Origin of the sequence: Acidilutibacter cellobiosedens (assembly GCF_004103715.1) — a bacterium.
Taxonomy (GTDB): domain Bacteria; phylum Bacillota; class Clostridia; order Tissierellales; family Acidilutibacteraceae; genus Acidilutibacter; species Acidilutibacter cellobiosedens.
Genome location: NZ_CP035282.1, coordinates 2,354,709 through 2,380,116, shown reverse-complemented (window position 1 = coordinate 2,380,116; position 25,408 = coordinate 2,354,709). Strand labels below are relative to the sequence as shown.

The window sequence follows — 25,408 nt, the reverse complement described above, 5'->3', positions numbered from 1 at the left end:
AATAGATGGATGATTTAGCGTTATATGTACACATTCCCTTTTGTTTAAAGAAATGCAATTATTGTGATTTCATTTCTTTTCCCAATAAATTTGATTATGTTGAAAAATATACAGATGCTTTAGTAAAAGAAATTCGGCTTTATTCCTCTGTTGGCAAAAAGTTTAAGCTAAATACCGTATTTATCGGCGGAGGGACTCCTTCATCAATTAACAGTATATATATTGAAAAAATAATGGATGGCATATATAAATATTTTGATACAAATGAATTAAAGGAAGTTACGATAGAAACCAATCCTAAAACCCTTGATAAAGAAAAATTAGTAAGATATAGGGAATCGGGTATAAATAGGATAAGCATGGGAGTTCAGACTTTAAATGATAATTTGCTGAAAATATTAGGCAGAATTCATAATACAGAAGACTTTTATAAAAATTATGATTTAGTAAGGAATTTAGGTTTTAATAATGTGAATCTGGATTTAATGTTTGGATTGCCCTTTCAGACTTTAGAAGATGTCATATATACTCTGAAGGAAGTAATAAAATTAGAGCCCACTCATTTATCCTTTTACGGACTCATTGTTGAAAAGGGAACGAAATTTTATGATTTGAATAATAGGGGAAAGCTGAATTTGCCGGATGAAGATTTGGAAAGAGCAATGTACCATAAGGGAATGGAGTATCTTGTTTCCAATGGATATGAACACTATGAAATATCCAATTTCGCAAAAAAAGGGTATGAGTGTAAACATAATCTTTTTTATTGGGAATTAAAACCTTATATAGGACTTGGAATAGGAGCTCATTCCAATATTTTTGGAAAAAGATATTGGAATTTTGCTGATATTAAAGAATATATATCTTCTTTGGACAACGGAAGTTTTCCCGTGTCAGGAGAAGAGGTCATAGATAAAGATATGGAGATGGCTGAATATTGCATATTAGGGTTAAGGCTCATTAGAGGAATAGATAAAAAGAATTTTTTGGGCAGATTTGGAATTGATATAAAAGAAATATATGGGAAAATTATTGAAAGACACGTAAAAGGCGGATTATTATACGAAAATGAAAATAGAATTTATCTCACTAAGAGAGGATTGGATTTATCAAATATTGTAGAAGTAGATTTTCTTCCATAAACAACAATAAGTTTTTGAAAACCTATTGACAAAATGTATAAGTAGTGATAATTTTAAATCGTAAGTATTAGCACTCAACAGATAAGAGTGCTAATAAATATTAATATCTTAAAAATATTTGAGGTGGTAAAATGTTAGATGATAGAAAGCTTAAAGTACTTTATGCCATTATTAGCAGCTATATCACTAATGGAGAGCCTATTGGTTCAAGAACGATTTCAAAAAAATATAATCTTGGAGTCAGCTCTGCCACCATCAGGAATGAGATGTCAGACTTAGAAGAACTGGGATATTTGAATAAACCCTATACTTCTGCAGGGAGAATTCCGTCTGATAAGGCTTATAGATTATATGTCGATACTTTGATGAAAAATATAAGATCTGATATTGATTCACGGGAAAAAGCGGAGATCAAAAACAATTTAATGAAGGAAGTTATGGAAATTGATCAACTGATTCAGAATTCGGCAAAAATATTATCTAAAATAACTAACTATACTTCAATTGCTATAACACCTCAGATCAATCAAAGCACTTTAAAGCATATTCAATTAATTCCAATAGATAACAATGAAATACTGATTATAATAGTAAATGATTCTGGGATTGTTAGAAACACTATTTTTAAAATGGAGGAAAATATTTCGGAGGAACAGTTGACAGCTATATCGAATTTTCTGAATTCAAAACTTAAAGGATTAACATTAGATAAAGTTTCAAGGGAAATAGATACTGTTATGCTTAAAGAATTATACGATTTCAGAAATGTGGTGGGAAATATTATACCTATTATAAATCAGTCTTTGGACGAAATTGAAGACGTGGAGATTTTTGCTGATGGTATGATGAATATATTTAATTTTCCGGAATACAAGGACATAGCAAAAGCTAAAACACTTTTGTCTTTTATTGAAGACAAGGACTTGATGGTGGGTATATTGTTGAAAGATTTCTATAACGATATTGAAATTACAATTGGTGATGAAAATTCTTATGATGAGCTTAAAGACTGCAGCTTGATTACGGCTACTTACAAGTTTGATGGAAATACCGTTGGGAAAATAGGCGTTATAGGGCCGACAAGAATGGATTACATTAATACAATAAATGCTGTAAATCTTTTATCCCTTAATATAAGCGAAATACTCGATAAGTATTTTCAAAAATAATTAAGGAGTTTTTGTATTATTGATATATAGGAAGAGGTGATCTGATGGAAAAAAATGAGAAAGCTAAGGAAGATGAATTAACTCAGAAAGCGGTAAACGAGGATGAAGATAATTTAAAAGAAGAAAAAGCGGAGGAAAAAGGAAAGAAAAAACATGAGGAGAAAGAACAAGGGAAAAAAATATTGCAGGATATGAAAAAGGAAATCGAAGAAAAGGATAAAGGCATTCAAGAAAGGGATAAGAATATTAAAGAGCTTACTGATAAATTTGTCAGACTTCAAGCAGACTTTATGAATTACAAAAAAAGAAGTGAAAAGGAGAAAGAAAGTATAATTTCTTATGCCGCTGAAGATATAATAACGAGTATTCTTCCGGTATTGGATGATTTTGAAAGAGCCTTGGTTACTATAGAAAATAAAGAGGATTCTTTTTATAAAGGAGTTGAAATAATTTATAATGAACTGTTAAAGATTTTGAAAAAAAATGGATTAAAGGAAATTTCCTGTTTAAAGGAAAAATTTGATCCCAATTATCACCATGCAGTTTGTCAAGAAGAAAATGAAAATTATGAAGAAGGAAGCATAATTGAAGTATTTCAAAAGGGATATATGCTAAAGGATAAAGTTTTAAGGCCAAGTATGGTTAAGATAGCTAAATAAACGAAATCAATTTAAGGAGGTAAATAATACATGGGAAAGATAATAGGAATTGACTTAGGAACCACAAATTCATGTGTAGCGGTGATGGAAGGAGGAGAAACAGTAGTAATAGCTAATGCCGAAGGAAACAGAACAACTCCCTCTATAGTTGCATTTACAAAAGACGGAGAAAGATTAATTGGTGAAACAGCTAAAAGACAGGCTATTACAAATCCGGACAGAACCATAATGTCTATAAAGAGAAAAATGGGGAGTGATTATACCGTTAATATCGATGGTAAAAATTATACCCCTCAGGATATATCGGCTATGATTTTACAAAAATTAAAAACAGATGCAGAAAATTATTTGGGTGAGAAGGTAACGGATGCAGTAATTACCGTTCCTGCATATTTTACGGACAGCCAAAGACAGGCAACAAAGGATGCCGGAAGAATTGCAGGATTAAATGTTAAGAGAATTATAAACGAGCCTACGGCTGCAGCTTTGGCTTATGGAATGGATAAAGAATTAGAACACCAGAAGATAATGGTATTTGACTTAGGTGGAGGAACATTTGATGTATCCATATTGGAACTTGGAGATGGAGTGTTTGAAGTTATAGCAACGAGAGGAAATAATCATCTCGGCGGAGACGATTTTGACCAGATTTTAATGGATTATATAGCAGAACAATTTAAAAAGGAACACGGCATTGATTTAAGAAATGACAAAATGGCATTACAAAGATTGAAAGAGGCTGCCGAAAAAGCGAAGAAAGAACTTTCGAGCGTAGTTACTACCAATATTAATCTTCCGTTTATTACTATGTCTCAATCGGGACCTCTTCACCTTACTATGGATATAACGAGAGCTAAATTTGACGAGTTGACCAGAGAATTAGTTGAAAAAACTCTTGAGCCGACAAGATTGGCATTAGAGGATGCTAAATTATCTCCCAATGATATAAATAAAGTTTTATTGGTAGGGGGTTCGTCAAGAACACCTGCTGTTCAGGAAGCAGTTAAAAAGCTTATAGGAAAAGATCCCAGCAAAGGAGTAAATCCTGATGAATGTGTAGCTGTAGGAGCTGCTATACAAGGCGGAGTGTTAAGCGGAGATGTTAAAGACTTGCTTCTTTTGGATGTTACCCCCTTATCCCTTGGAATTGAAACAATGGGAGGAGTATCAACCAAACTTATTGAAAGAAATACAACGATACCTACGAGAAAAAGCCAGGTGTTTACTACGGCCGCAGATGGGCAGACTGCTGTAGATATTCATGTTCTGCAGGGAGAAAGACCTATGGCAGCAGACAATGTTACATTGGGGAGATTCCAATTAAGCGGTATACCTCCGGCACCAAGAGGAGTTCCTCAGATAGAAGTTACTTTTGATATTGATGCTAACGGTATTGTAAATGTCAGCGCAAAGGATTTGGGAACAGGTAAAGAACAGAGAATTACCATTACCGCCTCAACTAATCTTAATGAAGATGAAATAAAGAAGAAAGTAAAAGAAGCGGAAAGGTTTTCGGAAGAGGATAAGAAGAAAAAGGAAGGAATTGAAATTAGAAATAATGCGGATAGCTTAGTGTACCAGACAGAGAAAACCATGAAAGATATGGAAGGAAAGATTTCTCAAGATGAAAAAACAAAAATAGAAGGAAAGTTACAAGAACTTAAAAAAGCCCTTGAAGGAACCGATAATGATGAGATAAAGAAAAAATCAGAAGAATTGACTACCGCATTTTATTCAGTATCTCAGAAGATGTATGAGCAAGCTTCCAAAAACCAAACCAATCAAGGAACACAGAGCAGTAGCGGCGACGGTGAGAAAAAGGATGATGTAGTTGACGCTGATTATGAAGTAGTGGATGATGATGATAAGAAAGATAATAAAAAATAATTTTCAAAAACCAAAGCTAAATGGTATCATTTAGCTTTGGTTTTTGATACAATATTTAAGATAAAGCTGTGAAAGTTGGTGAAGATATTTGGCAAAAAAAGATTATTATGAGATATTGAATGTATCAAAAAATGCTACTCAAGATGAAATAAAGAAATCCTTCAGAATATTGGCAAAAAAATATCATCCTGATTTAAATCCGAATAATAAGGAAGCAGAACAAAAATTTAAAGAGATAAATGAAGCATATGAAGTTTTAAGTGACCCAAACAAAAGAAGCAGATATGATACCTTCGGGGAAGAAGGAGTAAACGGACAACAAACAGGAGGTTTTGGGCAAGGATTTGGAGGATTTGAGGATATATTTGGAGATATATTTGATGCATTTGGAGGAGGATTCACATCTTCTACCAAACGGCAAGGGCCCAGAAAAGGGGCAGATCTTAGATATAATTTGGATTTAGATTTCTTGGAAGCTGTATTTGGGACTGAAAAGGAAGTTAAAATCAGGAAAACCCAAAAGTGTTCCAATTGTAACGGTACAGGTGCCAAACCTGGTACAGGTAAGGAGACCTGCCATAAATGTCACGGAACGGGGGAAGTTAGATTTACTCAAAGTACTCCTTTTGGACAGTTTGTGAGAGTAGCTACCTGTGATGAATGCGGAGGAACGGGAGAAATAATCAGAGAAAAATGTAATGTTTGCGGAGGAACAGGAAAAGAGACAAAGACAAAGAAGATAAAGATAAAAGTCCCTGCAGGTGTAAATACAGGGTCTGTAATTTCCATTAAAGGCGAAGGAGAAGCCGGGGATCGGGGAGGACCTGAAGGAGATCTATATGTTTATTTAAATGTCAGAGAAGATAAGCTTTTTACGAGAGAAGGAAATGATATTTTCTGTGAAATACCGGTATCCTTTGTCCAATCTGCATTGGGAGCAGAAATAGAGGTTCCTACTTTAGAAGGAAAAATTAAATATGTTATCCCGGAAGGCACTCAGACCGGAACTCAGTTTAAGTTGAAAAATAAAGGGGTTCCTAATGTAAGAGGATATGGAAGAGGAGATTTTTATTTTAAAATTAAAGTGGAAGTTCCGAGGAAACTTACGGAAAAACAGAAACAGATTTTAATGGAATTTGCAGAAGAATCAGGAGAAAATATTCGGGGAGAGAAAAAAGGATTTTTCGACAAAGTAAAAGATGCTTTCGGTAATTGAAAACAATATAACCAATTCCAATATAGGGGTTGGTTATATTTAGTTGACGAAAGAGTTAAATATGGATATAATAAGGGAAGATTTATCTGTGATCAAAGGATGTGAGATGATGAAATGGACGGAAGTTCAAATTAAAACTACTACGGAAGCTCAAGAGGCAGTCTCAAATATTTTATACGATTTGGGAGTTGGTGGGCTATCCATTGAAGACCCTCAAGACGTTTTAGATTTCATGAAAAGTGATGAGGACTGGGATTATATTGATCCGTCACTTATAAAAGATGATTTTGAAGGAGTTATTATTAAGGGATATTTTCCTGAAAGTGAAGATTTAATTGATAAAATCGAATTGATAAGACAAAATATTGAGAAAATTCCCCAGTATAATTCAGACAAAATTTTAGGAGAAATGACAGTAACGGAGGTATATGAAAAGGATTGGGAAGATGCATGGAAAAAATATTATAAACCGAAAAAAATAGGTGAGAAAATAGTCATTAAACCAACCTGGGAAGAATATAAGAAACAAGGACATGATATAGTTGTTGAGATGGACCCGGGAATGGCTTTTGGTACAGGGACACACGAGACCACAATTATGTGTGTTAAAATGTTGGAAAAGCATATAAAGAAAGACTGTAAGGTATTTGATATAGGTTGCGGCAGTGGTATTCTTAGTATTGTCAGTGCAAAATTGGGAGCTTCTAAAGTAATCGGAGTAGATTTGGATGAGGTATCCATTGAGTCATCAAATAATAATATTTTACTTAACAATGTGGAAAATATTGTAGAAATAAAAAAAGGAAATCTTTTAGATGGAATAAATGGAAATGCAGATATTATAGTCGCTAATATTGTTGCTGAAGTAGTAGTGACGTTGTCAGAAACAATTAAGGATTACCTGTCTAAAGACGGAATATTCGTTGCATCGGGAATAATAGGCGAAAAAATGGAATATGTAGAGAAAAATTTCAAAAAAAACGGCCTTGAAATCATCGAAACGGAAAAAACAAATGATTGGATTTGCATAGCTGCAAAGATAGGTAAGGATGAGATAATTGAATAGATTTTTTATTAAAAACGAACAGGTATCGAAGGATATTTTATATATTGAGGGAGAAGATGTAAAACATATAAGAGATGTTCTTAGATTAAGAACAGGAGATAAAATAGAAGCGGTATGCGAAGGATTTATTTATATAGGGAAGATACTCCGGATCGAAAAAAATTTAGTTACGGTAAAAATAGCGGAAATATTTAAAGGAAATGGAGAACCTTCTTTTAATATTATTTTATATCAAGGCATACCTAAAGGCGAAAAGATGGATTTTATAATTCAAAAATGTACAGAATTGGGAGTAAAAGAGTTCTTTCCTCTTTTGACCGAGAGAACAGTAGTTAAGGTAAAGGATAAAAACAAAGAGAAATCTAAAATAACAAGATGGACGAAGATTGCCAAAGAAGCTGCACAACAATCAAAAAGAGATTTATTCCCAAAGATTGACGATATTATTTCATTTGACGATATGATTGAACTTATAAAGGGAGAAAATATCATAGTTCCTTATGAAGAAGAAAAAAATAATAGAATTAGAGATGCAATAAAGAGTATAAAAAATGGAAGGGTTAATTTGATTATCGGACCGGAAGGCGGATTTGCACAGAAAGAGATAGAGACTTTAAGAGGGATTGGAGCCAATACGGTGACTTTAGGGCCGAGAATACTTAGAACTGAAACGGCAGGAATTGTAGCAGCATCTATATTGTTATATGAGCTGGGAGATATATAGGAGTGGTTATATGAAGAGAGTGTCCATATTCACTTTAGGTTGTAAAGTAAATCAATACGAAACAGAGGCAATGGAGGAACTTTTTCAGCAAAGGGGATATGATATTGTTGAAAATGGAAAAGAAGCTGAAGTATATGTGATAAACACTTGTACTGTTACTAATTTGGGAGACAGAAAATCCAGGCAGTTTATAAGAAGGGCCAAAAAGCTCAATGAAAATTCGGTAGTAGCAGTAGTAGGTTGTTATGCTCAGATGTCACCGGGAGAAGTAGAGAATATGAAAGATGTAGATGTAGTAATAGGAACTGTAGGAAGGGAAAAAGTGGTGGATCTGTGCGAAGAGGCCATGAAAAATAAAAAAAAGATAAATATAGTGGGAGATATAAAAAATTTTAGAAAATTTGAAGATTTAAATATCGACGAAGTTAAGCTTAGGACAAGAGCATATATTAAGATTCAGGATGGTTGTAACCAGTACTGCAGTTATTGTATTATTCCTTATGCAAGAGGGCCTGTAAGGAGCAGATCCTTAGAGAGTATATTAAAAGAAGCGGAAAGGCTTAGAGATAAGGGATTTAAGGAAATTATCCTTACGGGAATCCATATAGCGAGTTATGGTAAGGATTTGAAAGATGTTGATTTATTAAATGTATTGGAAGAATTAGATCAGATTGAAGGCATAGAAAGAATAAGATTAGGCTCTTTGGAGCCTACTTTAGTGGATGAGAAGTTTATGAATAAAGTTTCTTCAATGAAAAAAATCTGTAATCATTTTCATATTTCTCTTCAAAGCGGAAGTGATTCGGTGCTGAAAAGGATGAATAGAAAATATAGTGTAGAACAGTATAAAAAAATAGTTAATATCATTAGATATTATATGAAGGATGTAGGGATAACTACCGATATAATAGTGGGATTTCCCGGAGAAACGGAAGAGGAATTCAAAGAAACCTGTAATTTTGTTCGGAAAATCGGGTTTTCAAGAATCCACGTGTTTAAGTATTCTCAGAGAGAAGGAACTCCCGCAAGTAAATTTAAAAGCCAAATTGACGGCTATGTTAAACACGAGAGAAGCGAGATACTCATTAAAATAGGAAATGAAATGAGAGAAGATTTTGAAGAAAAATTTATTGGAAAGTCCATGCCTGTCCTTTATGAGGAGGATGCTAAGGATAAAAAGGGCTATGTTGAAGGCTATACGACAAACTATATGAGGGTTATATCAAAAAATAGAAAAAGCTTAAAAGGAAAAATCGTTTCAACTAAAATAATTAAATTGGCCGGAGAAAAATTAATTGGAGAAATAGAGGAATTTTAAGCTGAATGTAGAATATAATTATTATTCAATTTTTTAGGGGAGGTGAACGGGGTGAAAAACTGTATATTTTGTAAAATAGCGAGTGGAGAAGTTCCTTCGGATATTATATATGAAGATGATAAAGTAGTGGCTTTTAATGATTTAAACCCACAATCTCCTGTACACTTTTTAGTTATTCCTAAAGAACATATTTCTTCAATTAAAGATATAAATGAAGAAAATATATCCATAATAAGTCACATTTTTCTTGTTATTAAAAAAATTGCTCATGAAAAATTATTGGATGAAAAAGGATACAGAATAGTTAATAATTGCGGAGAATTTGGAGGTCAGAGTGTCGATCATCTTCATTTTCATGTATTAGGAGGCAGAGAAATGTTATGGCCTCCGGGCTAAAATATTGTTGCAGAAGTATTAAGAATAATGTATAATATATTAGTGCCGAATTCCGCTTATACTTATAAAGTATAAGCACTCTTGGTGTAGCAGAGGGGAGGGAAAAGTAAATGGCAGAGATAAGAGTAGGAGAAAATGAATCATTAGATAATGCCCTAAAAAGGTTTAAAAGGCAATGTGCCCGTTCTGGCGTTTTAGCTGAATACAGAAAAAGAGAACACTATGAAAAACCAAGTGTAAGACGTAAGAAAAAATCAGAAGCGGCTAGAAAGAAGAATAGGGGTAGATTTTAAGAGGGTGATATTTTGTCATTAAAAGAAAAACTTATGGAAGACTTTAAAGATTCCATGAGAAATAGAGATGTTGTAAGAAAAAATACCATTACTATGATTAGGGCAGCTGTTAAGCAAAGAGAAGTAGATGAGAGAATCCAATTGAAAGATGAAGATATAATAGATATAATATCGAAGCAGTTGAAAGAAAAAAAGGAAGCTATAGAAGAGTTTCAAAGAGGTAAAAGGCAAGATTTAGTTGATCTTACAGAAAAAGAAATGAATATTCTTTTGAAATATTTGCCTGCTCAATTGACGGAAGAGGAATTAGAAAAAGTTGTTAAACAAACTATAGATGAAGTTGAAGCAAAATCCATAAAAGATATTGGGAAGGTGATGAAGTCGGTAATGCCTAAGATAAAGGGTAAGGCTGACGGAAAAGAAGTAAATAGAATATGTAAGAAATATTTGGAATAACCCAGGTTTTACCTGGGTTTATTTATGCTCAGATAAAATTTAATATTTTTATTGTATTTTGTTTGGGTAATAATATAATATAAATAACTGGAGGTGATAAATTGAAAAAATGGAAGATGATATTTTTTATAATTATGGCATTATTGATAATAAGTTCTTTTGTTTATGGTGAAGGATATTCAACAAATGTTAATGAAGGATTCAGAGATAAACTTGCTTCAATTATTTCTAATCCGTTTATAAGTACATTATTTTTAACATTGGGATTTGTAGGAATGGTTATAGAAATATTTACTCCGGGGTTTGGAATTGGAGGAGTTATTTCCATTGTTTTTTTCGGATTATTTTTTGGAGGCAATATTATTGCCGGAAATTCCCATTGGGCAAGTTTACTTTTTTTTATAATAGGTCTTATTCTTCTTGTTGTTGAAGCAATGGTTCCGGGGTTTGGATTGCCGGGAATCAGTGGAATAATTATGTTGGCAGTAGGGATAATTATGGCTACCGGAGATATTTCCAGTGCTGTAATGAGTTTAAGTGTAGCTTTAATGGTTACGGTCGTAGTCGCCGTAGTATTTATTAAAATAGGATACAAAAGCCCTTTATTTAATAAAATAGTGCTTGAGACTAAATTTACGAAAGAAAAAGGATATAACAGTTCATCTTTGCAGGAACAACTTTTAGATAAAGAAGGAGTGGCAATTACGGATCTTCGTCCATCTGGAATAATTGAAATTGATGGAACAAGAATAGATGCTCTTTCAGAAGGAAACTATATTGATAGAGGAGCTCAAGTGAAGATATACAAAGTAGAAGGCTCTAAAATATTTGTGAGGAGGTTGTAATATGTCAGGATTTGTTGTTACGTTAAGTATAGCGATTATTATTATTCTTTTTGTTATTTTGTTTTTTACTTTTATACCTGTTGGATTGTGGATAACAGCCTATTTTTCCGGAGTTAAGATAAGTATGGGAACTCTTATAGGAATGAAGTTGAGGAGAGTAGTGCCTTCCAGAATAGTAAATCCTCTTATAAAGGCTACGAAGGCAGGATTAAATTTAGGAGCGGATCAATTGGAAGCTCATTATCTTGCGGGAGGTAACGTGAATACCTTAATAGATGCGTTAATAGCAGCAGAGAGGGCAAATATAGCTCTTGGATTTGAAAGAGGGGCGGCAATAGACCTTGCGGGAAGAAATGTATTGGAAGCCGTACAGGTAAGCGTAAATCCCAAGGTAATAGAAACTCCTCAAATTTCGGCGGTGGCTAAGGATGGAATAGAAGTAATGGTAAAAGCAAGAGTCACGGTTAGGGCTAATATTGAAAGATTGGTAGGAGGATCAGGTGAGGAGACGATAATTGCCAGAGTTGGAGAAGGAATAGTTACTACGGTTGGCAGTTCTGTTTCTCATAAAGATGTACTGGAAAATCCTGATAGCATATCTCAAACTGTTCTTGAGAAAGGGTTGGATTCAGGTACTGCTTTTGAGATACTTTCCATTGATATTGCAGATGTGGATATAGGAAGAAATATAGGTGCCAAGTTGCAGACAGATCAAGCTGAAGCAGACAAGAGAATAGCTCAGGCTAAGGCAGAAGAGAGAAGAGCAATGGCCGTTGCAAGAGAACAGGAAATGAAGGCCGAAGTTCAGTCAATGAAAGCAAAGGTAGTGGAATCGGAAGCGGAAGTACCTTTGGCTCTTGCCAATGCATTAAAAGAAGGCAAATTAGGTGTGATGGATTATTATAATATGAAAAATATATTGGCAGATACGGAAATGAGAAACGCCATATCAAAAATTCAAACGGAAGATAAACCTTCCAACGAATAGGATGTGAGCAAATGGGATTTGAAGCATTGATATTTGCATTTTTTATTTTTATAATTCCCGCATTGCTAAAGAGTTCACAGGAAAAGCAAAAAATCGATAGGGAAAGATTAGATCGTCAAAGAAGGAAAAGAATACCTAACCAGGTTTATAAGAAAGAAACTGATAATTATCAAAAAAGTGTGGAAAATGTGGAAGAGGAAGAAGAATTTCAAAGTAACGATATAGAAGAGTATACTCAAAGTACGGTTGAAATAGAGAAATCCGAAAATGCGGAAGTTATGCAACAGGAAGAGAAAAAACCTAAAATAGAAACAAAAACTGAAAAGTTAAGCAGGAGAAATTTTAAGGAAGATGTCATCCGGGGAATTATATTTTCGGAGATTTTATCTAAACCTAAAAGTTTGAGATAACAAAGAGCAGTCTTAGAAGAGAATCTGAATTCTCTTCTGAGGCTGCTCTTCTTTTGTGTAATACCTTTAAAAAATAGAGCATAAATTTTAGTATGGAGGAGGGTTTAAAAAAATGAAAGAAAAGATTAAAGATATGAAGCTTAACATGTCCGAAGCACTGGAACTACCGAAAGATATCGTCATGGATCTTCCCAAGATTACAGTTATAGGAAATATAGAATTATCCCTGTTAAATCATAAAGGGATAGTGGAATACACTCAAAACGTTATAAGGATTAATACAAACAGCGGAGTAGTTAAAATTACAGGAGAAGAATTGGTAATAAAGACTATATTGACAGAAGAAATAATAGTGACAGGATTAATTGACAATATAGAATTTTTAAGTTAGGGGTGCGGGCATGTTAGCTATTAAGATATGGAATTATTTAAGAGGATATGTTATTATTAGAATTGAAGGGTTGACATTAGAGAAGTTTCTGAACTTGGTCGCTCAAGAAAACATATATATTTGGGATATAAGAAGAATTGATTATACAATAGTAGAAGCGAAGGTAAGCATAGAAGGTTTTAAGTCCTTAAGAAATATTGTAAGAAAAGTGAAATGCAAAGTATATGCCTATGAAAAAAGAGGATTACCTTTTTTAATGGGTAAAATGAAAAAGAGGAAGATGCTGGGAATAGGATTTATAATATTTTTAGGAATTATATTTTTTTTAACCTCCTTTATATGGGAAATTGAAATTTTAGGGAATGAAAAAATTGATGACACGAAAATTAAAAATATACTTAAGGAAGAAAATATATATGAAGGGGTTTTAAGATATAAGATAGATGAGGATAACGCAAAGAATGTTCTTTTGGAAAAGATTAATACATTTTCTTTTGTTTCAATAGATATAGAAGGAACAAAGCTGATTGTTGAGGTGAAGGAACAAGATATTCCACCAGAAAACATAAGCGACGATACACCATGCAATATTGTGGCTGATAAGAAAGGAATAATAAAAAAGGTAATTGCAAAAAATGGCAAAAGCGTAGTCAAGGAAGGGGATGTGGTAAATAAGGGACAAATTTTAATAACAGGAATAATAAAAAATGATAGATTTGAAGGAGAAATGCTTGTTCATGCGGAAGGAGAAGTATATGCAGTTACACGGTATACTCATACCGTAGAAGAACCTATAGAAAAGTCAATTAAGGAAGAAACGGGCAATTCCTATGAACATAGAGAATATAAATTTGGCAAAAAGATAATTAAATTTGGCTCGGCTGATATTCCTTTTAAGGAATATATAGAAGAAGTGGAAGAAAACAATGTTTTTACTATAGAGCCTTTCAATTTTCCTATATCGATTATTACTCATAAATATAAGGAAGTAGAAATTAAAAAAGTCAAACAAAATGTAGATTCCTTAAAAGAATCCTGTCAAGTATTGGCTGTAAAGGAAATAAATAAAGTTTTGCCTGAGGATTCAAAAATAGTCTCAAAAGATGTAAAATATATTGAAAACGAGGATAAACTTACAACCATAGTCATAATAGAGGTAATGGAAAATATTGGTAAAAAACAAATTATAACTTACTAGGGAGGGTAAGATTTGAACAAAGAAATTGTTGAAAAGAGCTTGGCGATAGATAATAATTCTCTTATTCCAGAGTTGTTCGGAAAGTTTGATGAAAATATTAAAGTTATTGAAAAGGAATATAATGTAGAGATTTTATTAAGAGAAGGGCAACTGAAAATAATCGGAGAAAAAATTTCAGTTGATCTTACCGAAAAATTGCTGTTTAAATTAGTCGAGATGTTAAAAAAACAAGGAAAGATTTCCAATCAAGAGTTATCTTATGCCATGCAATTGGTATACGAAGGAAATGAAGATAAAATACAAGAATTGTTAGATGATATTATTTGTGTTACAGCTCAGGGCAAGAGTATAAGGCCTAAAACTTTAGGGCAGAAAAAATATATCGATTCTATAAGAAAAAATGATATTGTATTTGGCATAGGCCCGGCAGGTACGGGTAAAACATATTTGGCCATGGCAACAGCCGTTAATGCTTTTAAGAATGGGGAAGTTAACAGGATAGTCCTTACAAGGCCGGCGGTGGAAGCAGGAGAGAGCCTGGGATTTTTGCCGGGAGATTTACAGGAGAAAGTTGATCCTTATCTAAGGCCTATATATGATGCATTATTTGATATTCTGGGATTTGAAACATACGGTAAGTTTGTGGAAAAAGGCCTTATAGAAGTGGCACCTTTAGCTTATATGAGAGGAAGAACTCTTGATTCTGCTTATGTGATATTAGATGAAGCTCAGAATACTACAAATGAACAGATGAAGATGTTCTTAACAAGATTGGGATTTGGGTCAAAAGCGATAATCACGGGAGATATTACTCAGATAGATCTTCCAAAAGGGAAATCTTCCGGATTAAAGATAGCATCTAAGATACTGACCGACATTAAAGGATTGGAGTTTGTTTATCTCGGTAAAAATGATATTGTACGCCATCCTTTAGTTCAAAAAATTATATCTGCCTATGAAAAATTTGATAAGAGTGAGAACTAAGGTCAACAGGGAGGTATCCCAATGGAAAAGAAAAACATAAAAATTTCGATAAGAAATATATTTTGTAATACACTAAAGAGTAGTAAAATCACATATATTATATTGCTAATGGTATTTACTTTTCCAATGCTTTTAATAATTATAGGGAAAATAGAACCCCAAAAATTAAATATTTCTATAGGGGATGCAGCCCCTTATGATATTAGATCTCCTAAGGATGTTGTAGACGAGCTTACTACGGAAAGGCTGAAGAAGGAAGCTTCGGACAACGTAGAGCCCGTATACAGAGTCAATCCGTCAGTTCAGATGAAGATGAAAAGTGATATACAAGATTTTTTTAATATTATAAGGGATGTTAAGTCCTATGAGAATATAAGTGTAAGCAAGAAAGCAAATTTAGTGAAAGATCAAGGAAATATAGAATTGTCTCAGAGAGAATATTTAACAGCAGTCAGGATGGATAATAAGACATTAAATTCTTTGGAAAATAATATTTATGATATAATCAATCAGATAATGAGTCTTGGAGTAAAAGAAGATGCATTGGATTATGAAAAGCAAAATGTAATTGATGTATTTAAATCTTTGGATATGGGAACAGATGAGATGAATCTGGGGATAGCTATTGTAAATAACACAATGAAACCTAACAAATATTTGGATGCCGAAGAAACTCAGAAGGCAAAAGCTGAAGAGGCTGAAAAAATAGAGCCTATAATAGTTAAAGAAGGGCAGATAATAGTCAGAAAAGGAGAAAAAGTAAGTCAAAATGCCTATAATGTAATTAAAGAGGCAGACCTTTTGAAAGAAGAAGGGAACTTCCAGGTTAGTACTATAATAGGAACTTTGCTTTTAATTCTTCTTATGGAAGGAATAATTGGCATATACCTTTATTATTTTGACAAAGATGTGTTGAATACTTCCAAGGGGTTTATTTTAATATTAATAATAATATTAACAGTAATAATCTCAACGGGAGTCAACAATATCTCCCATTATATTATGCCGGTGGCCACTGCCGCTATGCTTATATCAATAGTTATAAACTCCAGGTTGGCCTTAATAGTTAATTTGCTTCTTTCCTTTCTTATCGGGTTAGTAATGGGAACTGATGAAAGCATAATGTTTATGTTTATGATTGGGGGAAGTGTGGGAGCATTCAGCGCCATGAAACCTGCTCAAAGATATAATATATTTTTAAGCGGATTGATAATAGGTGTAGTTAATATATTAGCAATTGTATCCTTTTCCTTGATTAAGAAAGTTGAAGTTATAGATATTATTATAAGATGCGGCTATGGGCTTTTAAATGGGATTCTTTGCGCGATACTTACGATCGGAACTTTGCCCATATGGGAAAATGTATTTAAGATATTGACACCTCTTAAACTATTGGAACTTTTAAATTTAAATCAGCCTTTATTGAAAAGGCTTCTTATGGAAGCACCTGGGACTTATCATCATAGCATAGTGGTTGGCAATTTAAGCGAAGGGGCTGCGGAAGCTATAGGAGCAAATGGATTGTTAGCAAAAGTAGGAGCTTATTATCATGATGTGGGAAAACTTAAAAGGCCTTATTTTTTTAAGGAGAATCAAATAGGGATGGATAATCCCCATGATAAACTGAATCCCACATTGAGTACCATGATAATAACGAACCATACGAAGGACGGTCTTGCCTTAGCTGAAAAATATAATATTCCTAAGGAAATAAAGGATATTATACTTCAGCATCATGGAGATACTATAGTAGCATATTTTTATTATAAGGCATTAAAAGAAGGAGACCCTAAGAATATAAAGGTTCAGGATTTTAGGTATAAGGGACCGAAACCCCAGACTAAAGAAGCTGCCATTGTGATGCTGGCTGACTCCTGCGAGGCTGCCGTAAGATCCTTAAAGGAACCTAATAAAGGAAAAATTGAAGAGATGGTGAGAAATATAGTAAAAGGGAAATTAGATGATGGGCAGTTAAGAGAATGTGATTTGACATTTAAGGATCTAAACACGATTACTAATACTTTTTGTAACATACTTTTGGGAATTTTTCATGACAGGATAGAATATCCCGATATAAAATTAAAGGATATTAAAGGAGCGGAGTAAATGAAAGTATATATTGATAATAGACAAGATACTCAAGAAATTGATGAAAAAACAATAGATTTATTGAAAGATGTAATTGAAGAATGTTTAGTAGTAGAAGGCAGAGATTTAAATTATGAAATAAGCCTTTCTTTTGTGACTAATGAAGAAATCAAAAATTTAAACAAAGAGTATAGAAATGTGGATGCTGTTACTGATGTTCTTTCTTTTCCCATGGAAGAAGACAGCAACGGATTTTATATTCCTATGCTGGGGGATATAGTAATCTCCACAGACAGGGCATTCCAGCAATCCAAAGAGTACGGACATTCCTTTTCAAGAGAAATATCATATTTAACAGCTCACAGCATGTTTCATCTTATGGGATATGATCATGAAACGGAAGAAGAGAAGAAGATTATGAGAGCTAAAGAAAAAGAAGTAATGAGATCCTTAGGGATATTTAAAGAAACCAAAGAAGAATAAGGTGGATATAATGAAATCAAAGAGTCTGATAAGTAGTTTTAATTATGCTGTTCAAGGTATCATCCATACTTTAAAAACCGAAAGAAATATGAGGATCCATTTTTCTATTGCAATTTTGGTACTATTTATAAGTTTATTTTTAAATATAAGCAGAATGGAAATGATTCTGCTGTTTTTTACCATAGCATTAGTTATAATATGTGAACTGATAAATACTGCCGTTGAAGCAACTGTGGATTTAATCACGAAGGAATATAATTGGCTGGCCAAAATAGCCAAAGATGTGGCTGCAGGTGCAGTGCTTATTTCAGCCATAAATTCCATAGTAGTGGGGTACCTTTTATTTTTTGACAGATTGAATCCTTATTCTCATAAATTGATTTTAAGAATTAAAAATTCTCCTGTACATCTTACTTTTATTGCTTTGGTAATCACAATAATTATAATTGTGGTGATAAAGACAAAGACAGAGACAGGTACGCCGTTTCAAGGAGGAAAAGTCAGCGGACATTCTGCTGTTTCCTTTTTATGCGCAACAGTGATTTCTTTTCTTGGAGATAACGTACTGATTTCCGCTTTGTCTTATTTCATGGCGGTTTTAGTGGGAGAAAGCAGAGTAGAGGGGAAAATACATAGTCCTTATGAAGTAATCTCAGGGGCAATATTGGGGATTTTTATAGGTATAATTATATTTCAAATCACAAAGGGGGATATTTTATGAAAAGAAATTGGTTAATAGCAGTAACGATAATCCTTTTGGTCTTTAATATGATAGGATGTGGCAAAGATGATCCGGAAATTGGGAAAAACAATAAGGATGAACAAACCGAAAAAGACGAATATGTTAAAAATGGAATACCGTCTCCCCTAAGCGGAATATATTCTTCTGAAGAAAAAGTTGACAGGAGACCTGTAGCGGTAATGTTTGACAATCATCCCGGCGCTAGGTGGCAGTCTGGATTGAAGGATGCGGAGATAGTATATGAGATGGTAGTTGAATATCCTTATACGAGATATATGGCAATATACTTGATTAATGATCCTGTTCTTTTAGGGCCTATAAGAAGTTCAAGACCTTGTTTTGTTACAACTCTTTTAGAATATGATCCTTTATATGTAAGGGTGGGAGGAAGTGAACAAGCAAAAAACGATATTAAAAATTTAAAAGTTGCAGATATAGATGGTCTTACAAGTTCTAATGAAGTTTTTTACAGATATTCTAAGACTAATAAAAAATCTCCTCACAATTTATATTCAAATATGGATATAATAAGAAAAACGGGAATAGAAAGAGGATATCGTGAAAAAGGAGATTTTGAAGGATTTAAATTTAATGAGAATGATACAGATTTAAATGGAAGGATTGCTAAAAATATTTTAATAAAATATAATAAGGATAACAGTACGAATTATGTATATGATGAAGGTGAAAAGAATTATATAAGATATAAAGACGGGAAACTTCATGTTGACGAATTTGACAACTCTCCTATTACTGCTAAGAATATTATTATACAAGAGGCTAAAACTAAAACTATAGATGATGCAGGGAGAGTTGAAATAGATTTAGTGGGAAACGGAAAGGGAATTTATATTACAAACGGGGAAACTGTTGATATTACTTGGTCTAAGAAAAACAGAAGTTCCAAAACTTATTTTTATGATGAAAAAGGCCAAGAACTTGTTTTAAATACTGGAGTTACATGGATACAAGTTGTTAATACCAATCCGGATATAACTATAGAATAGGAGTGATTTTTTGATAAAAGAGGAATTAATCAGGCTTGCATTTGAAGCTAAAAAAAATGCTTATGCTCCCTATTCTCATTTTCATGTCGGAGCTGCGGTTCTTACTGAGGACAATAAAATATACACCGGTTGTAATATAGAGTCTGCTTCATATACTCCTACCATATGTGCGGAAAGAACAGCAATATCAAAGGCTGTATCTGACGGTCAAAGGAAAATAAAGATAATAGCTATTGTGGGAGACGCGGGATTTACATATCCCTGTGGGGTATGCAGACAAGTTATTAAAGAGTTCGGAGAAGATGCTATTATTATAGTTGCCAAATCGGAGAAGGAGTACAAGGAATATTCACTGGAAGAACTCCTCCCCTATAGTTTTGGACCGGAAAATTTGTTTAATGATAAAAAGATGGAGTGATGAAATGTATAAATCAGGATTTGTAACAGTTATAGGAAGACCAAATGTCGGTAAGTCAACATTATTGAATACCATCTTGGGTGAAAAAGTATCTATTATTTCTGATAAGCCTCAAACAACAAGAAATAAAATTCAATGCGTTTATACTGAGGAAAACCTGCAGATTGTTTTTTTAGATACCCCGGGAATACACAATCCTAAAAATAAATTGGGAGAATATATGGTTAAGATGTCAAGGAGTACGTTAGAGGAAGTGGATATCATTACATTTATGGTTGATGATAGTAAATATATCGGCTCTCTTGATGATAAAATAATAAAGGATATAAAGGATATTTCTACTCCCAAAATTCTTCTTATAAACAAGATAGATAAAATTAATAAAGAAGAATTAGGGGATATAATCAATACTTATGATAAAATGGGCCTTTTTCAGGAAATAATTCCAATATCGGCTTCTGAAAATTTAAATGTTTCCTCATATCTGGATGCTGTTAAAAAATATTTAAAGGAAGGACCTCAATATTTTCCTGAGGATATGATTACGGATCAACCCGAAAGGCTTATAATTTCTGAACTGATCAGAGAAAAAGTTCTTTATTATTTAGATGAAGAAGTTCCTCATGGAATATTTGTAGCAGTTGATATGATTAATGAAAGAAAGGAAAAGAATTTGATTGATGTTTATGCTACGATATATTGTGAGAAGGAATCACATAAAGGAATAGTAATAGGGAAAAACGGAAGAAAATTGAAGGGTATAGGGAAATCTGCCAGAGAGGATATTGAAAAACTTTTGGGCAGCCAGATCAATCTTCAACTATGGGTAAAGGTAGAAAAGAATTGGCGGGATAAGGAAAATAAAATTAAATATTTTGGATATCAATAGTGTATAGGAAGTGAATAAATGTTTGTAAAATCCGAGGGCATAGTGCTGAAAGAAATCAGGTTCAGAGAAACAAGCAAGATAGTTACTATTTTTTCAAAAGAATACGGAAAAGTACATGGCATGGCCAAGGGAGCCTATAGGCCGAAAAATAATCTTATAAGTATTACTCAGCCTTTCTCCTATAGTGATTTTTCATTTTTTAAGGGAAAAAACTTTTATCATATAAATCAGGGAGATTTAAAAAATTCCTTTTATCCTTTAAGAGAAAATATATATAAGCTCTTTTACGGTTCATATATGTTGGAATTAGCAGATTCTTCAATAGTCGAGGATGAATCAAACGAAAAATTATTTCAGCTTCTTTTAAAAGGCTTGACTGTTCTTTCAGATTTGAAGGGAGATTATTTAAAGTTTATATTGGCTTATGAAATTAAATATATTTCTTTTTTGGGATATAAACCATATTTAGATAAATGTGTACTGTGTGGACAAAAATTGGAAGGAAGGGATATGATATTCAGTATAATTTCCGGCGGGATATTGTGCGGAAATTGTGTTTATGAGGATTTGAACGGTTTTCGTATTAATCTTTCCATGTTAAAGACTTTAAAATTGTTGTTGTACACCCCTCTTGACAAGCTAACGGATTTTAAAATTAACAAAGATATAATGTTTATTTTACATGATATTATGGTAAAATATATACTGTATAGTATTGAAAAAAATAGCTTTAATTCTCTAAATTTATTTAAATCTATTGAAAATAGAGGAGGAAATTAGATGGAAATTACCCTTGAAAAAATCGACTCTGTAGTGGAAAGAACAGGAGTAAGTTTTAAGGAAGCTAAGGAAGCATTGGAATTAAAAGATGGAAATGTAATAGAAGCTGTTATATATCTTGAAAGTAACAAAAAGACCATAGGAGAAGATGTGGCAAGTAAGGGAGAACAGATACTTGACAGGATAAAAGAAGTATTAAAAAAAGGAAATGTAATTAAAATAATTGTCAGGAAAGACGGGAATGTAATTATGAATATCCCCGTTACTGCCGGAGCAGTAGGAACTATTCTTTCGCCTCCTCTTGCAATTTTGGGGGTAAGTGTTGCTTTGCTTTCCAAGTGTACCTTTGAGATTATAAAAGAAGACGGAGAGATCGTAAATATAAATGAAGAAGTAGAAAAGAAAGTAGATAAGGTAAAAGATAATTTAAAAAATAACTGACCTTAGTTTTTTTATTGACAGATTAATGATTTTTTGCTAAATTATTAATCATAGAATATTTTATAAACTACAGGAGTACCTAATTATTTAATAGGTGCCTAATAGTTTACGAAAGGCACTTCTTAGTAATCTATTGTGGGTAAGAGTTATGAGTAACATAGCCGAAAGCCTGCTGCTTTAGCTGTGGATGAAGGCTTATTCTGCTTAGTATCAGAGTGCTGAAGTAACCTTTCGTCTCTAAAAGGGATGTAAAGGTTTTTTTTTGCTCTTTGTTATATGATGAAATTTAAATTTTAAGGAGGTAAACAAAATGTATTTTCAGGATTTAATACTGAAATTACTTGAATATTGGGGGGAAAAAGGTTGTCTTATTTCGCTGCCCTATGATGTAGAGAAGGGCGCGGGGACTATGAATCCCCGTACGTTTCTGAAATCTTTGGGGCCTGAACCTTGGAGAGTCGTGTATGCAGAGCCTTGCAGAAGGCCGGCAGATGCCAGGTATGGAGAAAATCCCAACAGAGTATATCAGCATCACCAATTACAAGTTATATTAAAGCCATCTCCCGAAAACGTTCAGGATTTATACCTGGACAGTTTAAAAGCCATGGGGATAGATGCTCTGAAACATGATATAAGATTTGTAGAAGATAATTGGGAAGCGCCTACTCTTGGAGCATGGGGGTTAGGATGGGAGGTGTGGCTTGATGGAATGGAAATTACTCAATTTACATATTTTCAACAGATAGGAAGCATAGATTGTGAATTGGAGTCCGCAGAATTAACATATGGACTTGAAAGAATTGCTATGTATCTGCAAGATGTGGACAATATATTTGATATTAAATGGAATAAAGACATAAATTATGGGGATTTATTCAGGACTGCAGAATATGAACATTCTGTCTATAGTTTTGAATCCGGTGATGTGGATGCTTTGCTTAACCTATTCAATATATATGAAAAAGAAGCTACTAAAATATTGGAAGAGGGATTGGTTTTGCCAAGTTATGATTATGTATTGAAGTGTTCTCATGTTTTTAATATTCTTGATGCTCGGGGAGCTATAAGTGTTACCGAAAGAACTCATTATATGAGCAGAGTTAGAAATCTTGCCAATTCAGTGGCTTCTCAATATTTAAAACAGAGAAAAGAAATGGGCTTTCCTTTTCTAAATGAAGGAGGAAATTCAAATGAATAATAAATATCTATTGGAAATAGGAGTAGAAGAGCTGCCGGCAAGGTTTGTACAGATAGGACTAAATCAACTTAATGATGAAGTATTGAATATGCTTAAGAATAAGAAGATTGAATTTGAAAAAATTAGTCTTTATTCTACTCCAAGAAGACTATCTTTTGTATTGGAAGGATTAAAGGATAGGCAGGAAGATTCCGTTGAATTGATTAAGGGGCCTTCAAAGAAAATTTCTTTTGATGAGGAGGGAAAACCCACTAAAGCCTTTGAAGGATTTCTTAGAGGACATAAATCCAAGATAGAGGACTCCTTTGTAAGAGAATACAATGGAGAAGAATACATGTATTTGAATAAAAAAAGTGAAGGCAGACCGGTAGAGGAAATACTTATTGAAACTATTCCAAATATAATAAGAGGAATAACTTTTCCCAAGTCCATGAAATGGGGAGGGAAAAATTTGAGATTTGCAAGACCTATAAGGTGGATTTTATCAATTTTTAATGATAATATTCTTTCCTTTGATTTAGAGGGAATTAAAGTTTCCAATATCACAAGAGGTCATAGATTCTTGGGAAGCAGTTCTATAGTTATCAATAACGTAGATGAATATGTTGACAAACTTAATGATAATTATGTAATAGTTGATAGAAATAAGAGAAAAGAGATTATAGAATATGGCTGTGAAAGATTAGCAAGAGAAAAGGGAGGCAATATCCTTCCGGATGAAGGACTATTGGATGAGATTACCGACATAGTGGAATACCCTACTCCTCTGATAGGTAAAATAAAGGAAGAATATTTGAGATTACCAAGAGAAGTTATAGTCACTCCAATGAAGGACCATCAAAGATATTTTCCGGTGGTCGATGACAAAAAAAGATTGCTGCCTTATTTCATTACAGTGAGAAATGGAAATGAAGATTATATAGATGTGGTGACAAAAGGTAATGAGAAAGTTCTTGGAGCCAGACTGGAAGATGCCAAATTCTTTTACCAGGAGGATGTAAAAAAATCTTTAGAAAGTTATGTAGGGGAATTAAAGGGAATAGTTTATCAGGAAAAACTGGGGAATTTATATGATAAAACCTTAAGGATACAGAAGTTAGCCGTAAAAATAGGGGATTATCTGGAAGTGGGAGATGAAACTCAGAAAAATATTGAAAGAGCAGGCTATCTTTCAAAAGCGGATTTGGTAACTAAAATGGTTGGAGAATTTACAGAGCTCCAGGGATTTATGGGAAAAGAATATGCCGCTTCTTCCGGGGAAAACGAGATTATAAGCCTGGCAATATACGAACAATATCTTCCGAGGTTTGCAGGAGACGAACTTCCCACTACTACAGCAGGAGCAGTTTTAAGTATTGCTGATAAACTTGATAATATATCAGGTTGTTTTGCTATAGGAGTTCAGCCCACAAGTTCGCAGGATCCTTACGGCCTGAGAAGACAAGCAATTGGGATTATAAACATTATTTTGGATAAAAAACTTAATTTATCTTTAAAGGAATTAATAGATTTTTCTCTTTATGTATATGTTGAGGAAAATGGATTGGCCTTTGATTATAAAAAAGTTAAAGATGAGATAATAGAATTTTTTAATGGAAGAATTAAAAATATGTTTATCGATATGGGAATTAGATATGATATAGTGGATGCAGTACTGGGCACAGGAATTGACGATGTGTATGATTTAAGAATTAGGGCAGATAAGCTGAATAACTGGATTAAGAAGGATAATTTTGAACAAATGCTATTTGCGTTTAACAGAATTTCTAACTTGGCTGAAAAAGCTGTATCTAAGGATGTAAAAAGAGATTTGTTTACAGATGAGGAAGAAATACAATTATTTGAAAAATTTAATAGCATTGAAGACAATGTTAAGAATTTCTTAAGAAAAAAAGAGTATGACAAAGCTTTGGAACAATTAAGTGTTTTGAGAGAGCCCATTGATAATTTCTTTGATCATACTATGGTTATGGTTGAAGATGAAAAAATAAGGAATAATAGATTGGGTCTGATAAAGCGTATTTCTGATACGATGCTTACTATATGTGATTTATCCAAGATTGTTTATAAATAAATTTCCAAATCGGAAATTTATTTATAAACAATGGGGAAATCGTAATTTATCTTAGTTTATATTTTCCGTAATGGATTTCAAAAAAGGCTACCTTAATTTATTAATATTTTAATAGAAGCCTTTTTTATATATATTAATGGGTGTGT

At 33.1% G+C, this 25,408-nt stretch carries 27 protein-coding genes; all 27 read left to right on the top strand.

All coding sequences use genetic code 11. The features are described from left to right. The first annotated feature begins 5 nt into the window (after positions 1–5). The 27 genes from hemW (at position 6) to glyS (ending at position 25,262) form a co-directional block, all read left to right on the top strand. On the top strand, positions 6–1,142 hold the full coding sequence (gene hemW, locus EQM13_RS11470; RefSeq protein ID WP_071138996.1) for a radical SAM family heme chaperone HemW: 1,137 nt from the start codon (positions 6–8) through the stop codon (positions 1,140–1,142). A 131-nt stretch (positions 1,143–1,273) separates the two neighbouring features. Continuing rightward, positions 1,274–2,311, top strand: a complete 1,038-nt coding sequence (hrcA, locus tag EQM13_RS11465) for a heat-inducible transcriptional repressor HrcA (RefSeq protein ID WP_128752721.1) — start codon at positions 1,274–1,276, stop codon at positions 2,309–2,311. A 44-nt stretch (positions 2,312–2,355) separates the two neighbouring features. Further along, positions 2,356–2,970, top strand: a complete 615-nt coding sequence (gene grpE, locus EQM13_RS11460; protein WP_128752720.1) for a nucleotide exchange factor GrpE — start codon at positions 2,356–2,358, stop codon at positions 2,968–2,970. A 30-nt stretch (positions 2,971–3,000) separates the two neighbouring features. Next, the gene (gene dnaK, locus EQM13_RS11455) at positions 3,001–4,857 is read left to right on the top strand and encodes a molecular chaperone DnaK (protein WP_128752719.1); all 1,857 of its coding nucleotides are present in this window, start codon (positions 3,001–3,003) and stop codon (positions 4,855–4,857) included. Between the two features lie 88 nt (positions 4,858–4,945). Next, entirely contained in the window at positions 4,946–6,073 is a 1,128-nt protein-coding gene (gene dnaJ / locus EQM13_RS11450) for a molecular chaperone DnaJ (protein WP_128752718.1), read from the top strand. A 61-nt stretch (positions 6,074–6,134) separates the two neighbouring features. After that, positions 6,135–7,139: a 50S ribosomal protein L11 methyltransferase gene (gene prmA / locus EQM13_RS11445; RefSeq protein WP_240662926.1), complete on the top strand. Its 1,005-nt coding sequence runs from the start codon at positions 6,135–6,137 to the stop codon at positions 7,137–7,139. Further along, a complete protein-coding gene (locus EQM13_RS11440) occupies positions 7,132–7,863 on the top strand; it encodes a 16S rRNA (uracil(1498)-N(3))-methyltransferase (protein ID WP_071139001.1) in 732 nt (243 codons plus the stop codon). Before prmA ends, EQM13_RS11440 begins: the two co-directional genes overlap by 8 nt. Before the next feature lie 10 nt (positions 7,864–7,873). Next, complete coding sequence (gene mtaB / locus EQM13_RS11435; protein ID WP_128752717.1) at positions 7,874–9,181, top strand: tRNA (N(6)-L-threonylcarbamoyladenosine(37)-C(2))-methylthiotransferase MtaB; 1,308 nt, start codon at positions 7,874–7,876, stop codon at positions 9,179–9,181. A 51-nt stretch (positions 9,182–9,232) separates the two neighbouring features. Then, positions 9,233–9,577: a histidine triad nucleotide-binding protein gene (locus EQM13_RS11430; RefSeq protein WP_071139003.1), complete on the top strand. Its 345-nt coding sequence runs from the start codon at positions 9,233–9,235 to the stop codon at positions 9,575–9,577. Between the two features lie 110 nt (positions 9,578–9,687). Further along, on the top strand, positions 9,688–9,870 hold the full coding sequence (gene rpsU / locus EQM13_RS11425; protein WP_071139004.1) for a 30S ribosomal protein S21: 183 nt from the start codon (positions 9,688–9,690) through the stop codon (positions 9,868–9,870). Positions 9,871–9,882: 12 nt separating this feature from the next. Further along, positions 9,883–10,326 (top strand): GatB/YqeY domain-containing protein, encoded by a 444-nt coding sequence (locus EQM13_RS11420; protein WP_071139005.1) that lies wholly within the window; start codon positions 9,883–9,885, stop codon positions 10,324–10,326. 101 nt (positions 10,327–10,427) lie between these two features. Continuing rightward, positions 10,428–11,171 carry an NfeD family protein gene (locus EQM13_RS11415; RefSeq protein ID WP_071139006.1) on the top strand — a complete coding sequence of 248 codons (744 nt, stop codon included), beginning with the start codon at positions 10,428–10,430 and terminating at the stop codon, positions 11,169–11,171. A 1-nt stretch (position 11,172) separates the two neighbouring features. Beyond that, the gene (gene floA / locus EQM13_RS11410) at positions 11,173–12,159 is read left to right on the top strand and encodes a flotillin-like protein FloA (protein ID WP_128752716.1); all 987 of its coding nucleotides are present in this window, start codon (positions 11,173–11,175) and stop codon (positions 12,157–12,159) included. 11 nt (positions 12,160–12,170) lie between these two features. Then, positions 12,171–12,569 (top strand): hypothetical protein, encoded by a 399-nt coding sequence (locus tag EQM13_RS11405; RefSeq protein WP_071139008.1) that lies wholly within the window; start codon positions 12,171–12,173, stop codon positions 12,567–12,569. A gap of 112 nt (positions 12,570–12,681) precedes the next feature. Then, complete coding sequence (yqfC, locus tag EQM13_RS11400; protein WP_071139009.1) at positions 12,682–12,960, top strand: sporulation protein YqfC; 279 nt, start codon at positions 12,682–12,684, stop codon at positions 12,958–12,960. 10 nt (positions 12,961–12,970) lie between these two features. Then, complete coding sequence (gene yqfD / locus EQM13_RS11395) at positions 12,971–14,158, top strand: sporulation protein YqfD (RefSeq protein WP_071139010.1); 1,188 nt, start codon at positions 12,971–12,973, stop codon at positions 14,156–14,158. A gap of 12 nt (positions 14,159–14,170) precedes the next feature. After that, entirely contained in the window at positions 14,171–15,142 is a 972-nt protein-coding gene (locus EQM13_RS11390) for a PhoH family protein (protein WP_114218076.1), read from the top strand. A gap of 21 nt (positions 15,143–15,163) precedes the next feature. Further along, positions 15,164–17,248, top strand: a complete 2,085-nt coding sequence (locus EQM13_RS11385; protein WP_128752715.1) for an HD family phosphohydrolase — start codon at positions 15,164–15,166, stop codon at positions 17,246–17,248. Beyond that, positions 17,249–17,713 (top strand): rRNA maturation RNase YbeY, encoded by a 465-nt coding sequence (ybeY, locus tag EQM13_RS11380; RefSeq protein ID WP_128752714.1) that lies wholly within the window; start codon positions 17,249–17,251, stop codon positions 17,711–17,713. 10 nt (positions 17,714–17,723) lie between these two features. Next, positions 17,724–18,434, top strand: coding sequence for a diacylglycerol kinase (locus EQM13_RS11375; RefSeq protein WP_128752713.1), 711 nt, complete (start codon positions 17,724–17,726; stop codon positions 18,432–18,434). After that, positions 18,431–19,462, top strand: a complete 1,032-nt coding sequence (locus EQM13_RS11370) for a DUF3048 domain-containing protein (RefSeq protein ID WP_071139014.1) — start codon at positions 18,431–18,433, stop codon at positions 19,460–19,462. The genes EQM13_RS11375 and EQM13_RS11370 overlap by 4 nt, the downstream gene beginning before the upstream one ends. Before the next feature lie 10 nt (positions 19,463–19,472). Next, positions 19,473–19,880 (top strand): cytidine deaminase, encoded by a 408-nt coding sequence (locus tag EQM13_RS11365; RefSeq protein ID WP_071139015.1) that lies wholly within the window; start codon positions 19,473–19,475, stop codon positions 19,878–19,880. Between the two features lie 4 nt (positions 19,881–19,884). Further along, on the top strand, positions 19,885–20,769 hold the full coding sequence (era, locus tag EQM13_RS11360) for a GTPase Era (RefSeq protein ID WP_071139156.1): 885 nt from the start codon (positions 19,885–19,887) through the stop codon (positions 20,767–20,769). 18 nt (positions 20,770–20,787) lie between these two features. Continuing rightward, a complete protein-coding gene (recO, locus tag EQM13_RS11355) occupies positions 20,788–21,549 on the top strand; it encodes a DNA repair protein RecO (RefSeq protein ID WP_071139016.1) in 762 nt (253 codons plus the stop codon). Next, on the top strand, positions 21,550–21,990 hold the full coding sequence (locus EQM13_RS11350; protein ID WP_071139017.1) for a DUF4342 domain-containing protein: 441 nt from the start codon (positions 21,550–21,552) through the stop codon (positions 21,988–21,990). 310 nt (positions 21,991–22,300) lie between these two features. Next, positions 22,301–23,188 (top strand): glycine--tRNA ligase subunit alpha, encoded by an 888-nt coding sequence (gene glyQ, locus EQM13_RS11345; protein ID WP_128752712.1) that lies wholly within the window; start codon positions 22,301–22,303, stop codon positions 23,186–23,188. Beyond that, complete coding sequence (glyS, locus tag EQM13_RS11340) at positions 23,181–25,262, top strand: glycine--tRNA ligase subunit beta (RefSeq protein ID WP_128752711.1); 2,082 nt, start codon at positions 23,181–23,183, stop codon at positions 25,260–25,262. The genes glyQ and glyS overlap by 8 nt, the downstream gene beginning before the upstream one ends. The last annotated feature ends 146 nt before the right edge of the window (positions 25,263–25,408 follow it).